Source organism: Enterococcus sp. LJL128, from assembly GCF_056924295.1.
In genome coordinates, this window is the sequence record NZ_JBXPBP010000006.1 from 207,827 (window position 1) to 213,826 (window position 6,000).

3 protein-coding genes are annotated in these 6,000 nt (G+C 44.1%); all 3 read left to right on the forward strand.

The window, feature by feature from the left end:
- The first annotated feature begins 162 nt into the window (after positions 1 to 162).
- From smc to ftsY, 3 genes are read left to right on the forward strand one after another with little or no spacing between them, the layout of a single operon-like run.
- Complete coding sequence (smc, locus tag AC1Z3K_RS09965; RefSeq protein ID WP_461732623.1) at positions 163 to 3,741, forward strand: chromosome segregation protein SMC; 3,579 nt, start codon at positions 163 to 165, stop codon at positions 3,739 to 3,741.
- Positions 3,742 to 3,759: 18 nt separating this feature from the next.
- Positions 3,760 to 4,587, forward strand: a complete 828-nt coding sequence (locus tag AC1Z3K_RS09970; protein WP_461732624.1) for a Cof-type HAD-IIB family hydrolase — start codon at positions 3,760 to 3,762, stop codon at positions 4,585 to 4,587.
- Positions 4,587 to 5,777, forward strand: coding sequence for a signal recognition particle-docking protein FtsY (ftsY, locus tag AC1Z3K_RS09975; protein WP_461732625.1), 1,191 nt, complete (start codon positions 4,587 to 4,589; stop codon positions 5,775 to 5,777). The genes AC1Z3K_RS09970 and ftsY overlap by 1 nt, the downstream gene beginning before the upstream one ends.
- Positions 5,778 to 6,000 lie beyond the last annotated feature (223 nt).

A 6,000-nucleotide genomic window follows, 5' to 3' on the forward strand; every position in this document is an offset into this window, starting at 1 on the left:
CAGCTTGCTCAGCTTTTACATTATCCAGCTTCAAAAGTCAGCCCACTGCGGCAATAAGAGAAACTCTAGCTGATGCTGAAGGGCATCATCGTCTAGTTTCCTATATTGCTTGTGGACTACCCGACTTTTTTAGCTTTTACTACTTGGAAGGAGCATGTACTCTTGTTTTTAAAACGAATCGAGATCGCGGGATTCAAATCCTTTGCCGATCGGACAGTAATAGAATTTGAAAACGGCGTGACAGCAGTTGTCGGACCGAACGGCAGCGGCAAGAGCAACATCACGGAAGCTGTCCGGTGGGTTTTGGGTGAGCAGTCAGCCAAGAGTCTGCGGGGCGGTAAGATGCCGGATATTATTTTTGCCGGTTCGGAAGGCAGAAAGCCGTTAAACATTGCAGAAGTAACAGTGGTTCTTGATAATAGAGACCATTATTTACCCTTGGATTTTTCTGAAATAAGCGTAACGCGACGTTATCGCCGAACGGGGGAAAGTGATTTCTTTATCAATAAGCAGGCATGCCGCTTAAAAGACATTCAGGACTTATTTATGGACTCCGGTTTAGGAAAGGAATCTTTCTCGATTATTTCTCAAGGGAAGGTCGAAGCGATTTTCAACAGTAAGCCAGAAGACCGCCGCGGTATTTTTGAAGAGGCTGCTGGCGTGTTGAAGTACAAGCAGCGGAAAAAAAAGGCTGAACAAAAATTATTTGAAACAGAAGATAATCTAAATCGTGTTCAGGATATTATTTATGAATTGGAAGATCAGCTGACTCCTCTTGCTGCACAAAGCGAAGCAGCTAAGGAGTTTTTAGCGCTGAAAAAAACACTGACGGAAATTGATGTCAGCTTAACTGTCTCTGAAATTGAAGAAACCAAGGCTGTCTGGGAAGGCAAAGCCAAAGAGCTGGCAGATGTAGAAGCCGGATTAGCTGAAATCAGTCAGCGGATTCATCATTCAGAAGGGAAACTGCTTCAATTGAGAAGTCAGAGAAACCGTCTGGACGAACAGCTGGAACAACAACAGCAGCAGCTTTTAAAAATTACCGAAGCTTTGAAGCAGACAGAAGGTCAGAAGCAGGTACTGATTGAACGGTCTAAGCATACATTGAAGACCACTAGTGAGTACCAGGAGTCCTTGGAAGAAACGGCAGAAAAGATTCAGCAGTTTCGTGAAGAGCTCCAAAAGTTGAAAGAAAAAAGAAATATAAAACAGCAGGAGCAGCAGGAGCTGACTATCGAAATAGAAAAAGCGGAGCAGGAAGTCGAGAAGTACAGCAAATCTTCAAAAGAATTGCTGGAAGAATTGCGTAGCGAATATGTAGAGGTCATGCAGTCCCAGGCAAACACAACGAATGACTTGAAGTATTTGGAGCGCCAGTATCAGCAGGAAACAGCTAAAAATCAGCAAGCTGTGGAAAAACATGAATCACTGGAAGCACAGCTTACCGCAGCTTCTAATGAGCAGGAAGTACTTATTGAACAGTTGGCAGAATCAGAAGCACAGCTGGAGCAGCAGCGTTCAGAATATACAGCTGCGAGAAAGCAGCAGGAGCAGGAACAGCAGGAGCTGGGAACCAGACAGAAGCAAATGTATCAGATGATGAATCAGGTGCAGCAGGTGAAGGCTCGCCGAAAGAGTCTACAGGAAATTCAGGAGAATTATGCTGGCTTTTATCAAGGCGTTCGAGCAGTTCTGAAGCAAAAGAATCAGCTGAATGGGATTGTCGGGGCTGTAGCTGAGCTGATTGAAGTACCTAAAGAGTACGCACTAGCAGTGGAAACTGCTCTGGGGGGGGCTGCCCAAAACGTTATTGTTGAAAATGAAACCGATGGCCGGGCTGCGATTACCTTTTTGAAGCAGCAGCATAGCGGACGTGCCACTTTTTTGCCGCTGACAACAATTAAACCGAGACAAATGTCTGCAGCAGTCCGCGAAAAAATAGACAGTATAGAAGGATTTCTAGGAATTGCCAGTGAACGTGTTCAATATCCAGAGAAGATTAGTCCAGTTATTCAAAATTTGCTAGGTGTTACTATTCTTGCCGCAAATCTGGAAAGTGCCAATCGCTTAGCTAAGCTGGTTCATTATCAGTATCGTGTAGTTTCACTTGACGGAGATGTTATGAACCCCGGCGGTTCAATGACTGGAGGAGCAACCAAAAAGGGAAATCAGGGAAGTCTGTTTTCTCAAACTCAAGAGCTTCAGGCGTTAACTGAGCAGCAGAAGCGCTTAGAACAGCAGCTTGCTGATAGTGAAGCATTGGTTCAGCAGTTGACAGAAAAAGTCAAAGGAACGACAGAACGATTGGAACTGCTGCGTTCAGCTGGAGAAAAAAGCCGATTGAACCAGCAGGAGCTGGAAAACAAACGGGCGAATAAAGAAGAAACAGTCAACCGCCTGACTAGGGAAAAACAACTGTTTGAGTTTGAAAGCCGGGAGTTGCACCAGTTCTTAGAGGAATATCAGGAAAAACATCAGGAGCTTGAACAGCGGCAGCAGGAGCTGACAGGTGAAAAAGAACGCCTTGATCAGGAAATGAAGCAGATTGATCAGGAAGCCAGTCAGATGGAAACCTATAAGGCTAATGCTCAGGAACGTCTAAATCGGATTCAGGCAGAACAGGCAGTTGTCGGTGAACAGCTGACGCATTTGCAGGAACAAACATCGGACAAGCAGGCACAGCTGGATGAAATGCTTTTGCGGGAAAGCGGCTTGAAACAGCAGCTGCAGCAGCTGAGTAATCATTCTACTGACCATCAGGTAACCGAAGGCAGTTTAGAAGTGCAGTTGGAACAGCTGGCAGCGAAAAGAGCTGATCTGGAAACAAGTATTCAGGACGGGAAAATAAAACGTCAGGGACTGCAGGATCAGGTAGACGCTTTGGACAATAGTTTAACAGAAGAACACAAGCTGCAGCAGCAGACCTTAACGAATCAAACACAGATAGAAGTTACTAAGAATCGTTCTGAGATTAAGCTGGATAATGCTCTGCAGTATCTACAGGAAGAATATAATATGACCTATGAAAAGGCTGTAATGGACTACCAGCTGACAATGGCTGCTGAAATGGCTAAAACTGAGGTTCGACGGTTGAAGCAGGCAATTGATCGACTAGGGCCAGTCAATTTGAATGCGATTGAGCAGTATGAGCAAGTGAACGAACGTCATGAGTTCCTGGCAACACAGCGGGACGATTTACTGGATGCGAAGGATCAGCTCTTTGAAACAATGGAGGAGATGGATCAGGAAGTGAAGCTTCGTTTCAGTGAAGTTTTTGAAGCAATTCGTGCTCAGTTTAAGGTTGTCTTTCCGAATATGTTTGGTGGTGGACGAGCCGAGCTGGTTTTGACCAATCCAGATGATTTGTTAAATACAGGGATTGAAATTGAAGCGCAGCCGCCAGGTAAAAAACTGCAAAGCCTGAGTTTACTTTCCGGCGGTGAGCGGGCGTTGACAGCCATTGCGCTGCTGTTCTCAATTATTCGTGTTCGACCAGTTCCCTTCTGTATTCTGGATGAGGTTGAGGCAGCATTGGATGATGCCAATGTTTCCCGCTTTGGTCATTACCTTAGTGATTTTGAAGACGAAACACAGTTTATAGTGGTTACCCACCGAAAAGGAACAATGGAGGCTGCGGATGTACTGTATGGTGTAACAATGCAGGAATCAGGTGTCTCTAAGATAGTTTCGGTTCGTTTGGAGGATGTAAAAGAAGGCGGAGCAATCTCCACCAGTGCATAGAAAGCAGGAGGAAATGAAATGATCAAACTGATTGCCATTGATTTGGATGGAACACTGCTGAATAGCCAAAAGCAAATTAGCGCAGAAGATAAAAAAATCCTGCAGCAGGCAAAAGCACAAGGGATAAAGGTTGTCCTTTGCACAGGCCGTCCTTTGGCTGGTATTGAAATTTATTTGGAAGAGCTGGCTTTAACAGAGCCGGGAGATTATAGTATTACCTTTAACGGCGGATTGGTTCAAAAGAATGATACGGGTGAAATCATTGAAAAGGCATTGATGCCTTTGGAGAATATTCATGAGCTTCATGAATTGGCAGTAGCATTAAATGTCCCATTAGACGTTCTGTCTGACGGAACAGTTCTTCAACTGCCTACGTCATCTGAGTACACGTCTATTTACGGACAGTTGAACAATTTATTGACTTTTGAACCGACGAAGCTGGAACAAATGACTACAGATCGGATTTATAATAAGGCAGTTGTAGCAATTGATGCAGATTATCTGGATGAGCGGATTAAAGAAATTCCAGCGGCATTTTACGAGCGGTATGAAGTGATTAAAACCCGCAGTAATTTATTGGAATTTATGCCAAAAGGCATTACAAAGGCGTATGGAATTTCACTGCTAGCTAGAGATTTGACTATTTCCCAAGAAGAAGTTATGGCAATTGGTGATGAAGAAAACGATTTGCCAATGATTGAATATGCCGGAATTGGCGTGGCAATGGAAAATGCTGTACCAATGGTTAAAGCTGCAGCAGATGTAGTAACCAAAACAAACGATCAGGCCGGTGTAGCCTATGTCGTGCAGAAATATGTGCTGGATGCACTGAAGGGAGCAGAGTGATGGGATTTTTTGATAAGATAAAAAACGCTTTTAAAGCGGATAAAAAGGCCGAGCAGGAGCAAGAAGAGCTAAAAGAAGAAGTTCAGGCCGAACCAGAATCAGTGGAAACTGTCCCGACGGCGGATGGACATACTGAAAATACAGCTGATTATCAGTTATCTGAACCCGATGAATCTGTTGCACAGCCGATATCAGAAGAGTCTGCACCTTTTACTGAACCAGTAGCTGAAGTAGAGGAAAAAGAAGAAATTCAGGTTCAGAAGAAATATGAAAAAGGACTGGAAAAAACCAGAAAAACTTTTTCTCAGCGCTTCAATGAGCTGATGGCGAATTTCCGTAGTGTGGATGAAGACTTCTTTGAAGAATTGGAAGAGACACTAATCGGTGCTGATGTCGGTTTTGAGACAGCGATTAAAATTACTGAAGAGCTGCGTCAGGAAGTAAAACTGCGCAATGCGAAGAAAACGGCAGAAGTACAAAATACAATCATTGAAAAAATGGTAAACCTGTATGAAGCTGAGGGTGTCGATGAGAACAATGCCCTGAATATTCAGGCAGGCGGGCTAACTGTTATTCTTTTTGTAGGAGTGAATGGTGTTGGTAAGACAACCAGTATTGGTAAGCTAGCCCATGAATTTAAGGAAGACGGTAAAAAAGTTCTGTTGGCAGCTGCCGATACTTTTCGGGCCGGCGCCATTGATCAGCTTGTTGTTTGGGGCGAACGGGCCGGAGTAGAAGTCGTTCGCGGCAATGCCGGCGGCGATCCAGCGGCAGTTGTCTTTGATGCAGTCGCTCGAGCAAAAGCCGAAAATGCCGATATCCTACTGGTTGATACAGCGGGTCGCTTGCAGAACAAAGTTAATCTGATGAACGAGCTGGAAAAAATCAAGCGGGTCATTCAGCGGGAAATCCCTAATGCCCCTCATGAAGTTTTATTAGTAGTCGATGCAACAACTGGACAGAACGCAATGGCACAAGCCAAACAGTTCAAAGAAACAACAGATGTTACTGGACTGGTGCTGACCAAGCTGGACGGTACCGCCAAGGGTGGGATTGTTCTGGCAATCCGTAACGAACTTCATCTACCAGTAAAACTGGTCGGTTTAGGAGAAGGCATCAACGACCTAGAACCATTTGATGCTAATGATTTTGCTTTAGGCTTGTTTAAGGGCTTGTTGAAGGAAGAATAGAGAGAATAAATAGAAAGAGGTTGTGACAGAAGGGCACTGACCCCCAAGAATGAGAATATAAAAAAGAGGCACCTCCGTTGAATTTATTTTATATAATAAATTTAGCGGAGGTGCTTTTGATGAAGAAAAAAATGGCGTATTCTCTTGAAGTCAAAGAGAAAGTAATTGAATTGAAAATTGAAGGAAAGACAACAAAAGAGATACTAGAGCTGACAGGGGTTAA